This window comes from Mesorhizobium sp. M0189 (assembly GCF_040322135.1).
Lineage (GTDB): Bacteria > Pseudomonadota > Alphaproteobacteria > Rhizobiales > Rhizobiaceae > Mesorhizobium.
This window is the reverse complement of sequence record NZ_JAMYSW010000056.1, coordinates 1-1,365: the sequence shown is the minus strand read 5'-3', so window position 1 is coordinate 1,365 and position 1,365 is coordinate 1. Positions and strand designations below refer to the sequence as shown.

Genomic DNA, 1,365 nt, shown 5'->3' with positions numbered 1-1,365 from the left:
GATAGTGTCCTGAAGGTTCTGCAAAAAGTTTTGGAGAGAGAACGGCGCTTGCTCTGAAGGGCGAGCGGCCATGGCACGGTGGTGACGTTGCAATCACCGATTCCCGTGGAAGGGGAAGTGCCATGACCAATCGAGAAGTTAAACTGAGCAGGGGCGAGTTGAAAGCGTTGCTGCTGTCGGATGAGGACGGCTTTCGCCAGGTATTGCAGACTGTCGTGCAGGAGGCTCTGGAAGCCGAGATGACGGAGGCGATCGGGGCCGAGAAAGGCGAGCGGACGGCGGAGCGGGTGAGTTACCGGTCCGGGTATTACGAGCGCAAGCTGGTGACGCGGGTTGGGGTGCTGGAACTTCGCGTTCCGCAGGATCGGACGGGCCGGTTCTCGACGGAGTTGTTTGAGCGCTATCAGCGTTCGGAGAAGGCCTTGGTGTCGGCGCTGGTCGAGATGTACGTACAAGGCGTTTCGACCCGCAAGGTGAAGGCGGTGACGGAGGAATTGTGCGGCCACTCTTTCTCGGCCTCGACGGTGAGCGAGGCGACGATGCGGCTGGATGAGGCGCTCAAGGCGTTCTTCACGCAGCGGCTCGAGGAAAGCTATCCGTATCTCATCTTGGACGCGCGCTATGAACGGGCTCGCGAGGCGGGCGTGATCGCCAGCCAGGCGGTGCTGGTGGCGATCGGCGTGGATTGGGAGGGCCGGCGCCAGGTCCTGGGCGTGGAGCTGGCCAACCGGGAGAGCCATTCGAGCTGGCGCGAGTTCGTGACGGGGCTCAAGAATCGCGGGCTCGCCGGCGTCGAGTTCGTCGTCTCCGACGACCATCCGGGGCTCAGGGCGGCAATCCGCGAAGTGCTGCCCGAAGCGGTCTGGCAGCGCTGCTACGTGCACTTCCTCAGAAACGCGCTCGACTACGTGCCGCGCAAGGTCGACGACGATTGCCTGATGGAGCTCAGATGGTTCTACGACCGGCGCGACCTTGCCGAGGTCAAACGCGACCTGGCGCAGTGGATCGCCAAATGGCAGGCCAAATACCCGAAGCTGGTCAACTGGGTGGAAGACAACATCGAGGAGACGCTGAGCTTCTATCGGCTGCCGCTTGCCCACCACAAGCACATGAAGTCGACGAACATGCTGGAGCGGCTGAACCAGGAGATCAAGCGGCGCACCCTGGTCGTTCGCATCTTCCCCAACCCGCGGAGCTGCCTGCGGCTGGTTCGGGCATTGGCGGTCGAGATCCACGAGAACTGGCTCGAGGCGACCCGCTATCTCAACATGGATCATCTGCGCGAGCACAAGAAGGAGAGCCTGAGAGCATTGGCCGCCTGAGCACCGCCGTGTGTCCGCCGCTCCGCTAAACACGGGGGCTGCG

At 62.9% G+C, this 1,365-nt stretch carries 1 protein-coding gene; it reads left to right on the top strand.

Annotated features, from left to right (window positions below; translation table 11 throughout):
- Window positions 1-122: 122 nt before the first annotated feature.
- A complete protein-coding gene (locus NKJ09_RS32415; RefSeq protein WP_023718475.1) occupies window positions 123-1,322 on the top strand; it encodes an IS256 family transposase in 1,200 nt (399 codons plus the stop codon).
- Window positions 1,323-1,365 lie beyond the last annotated feature (43 nt).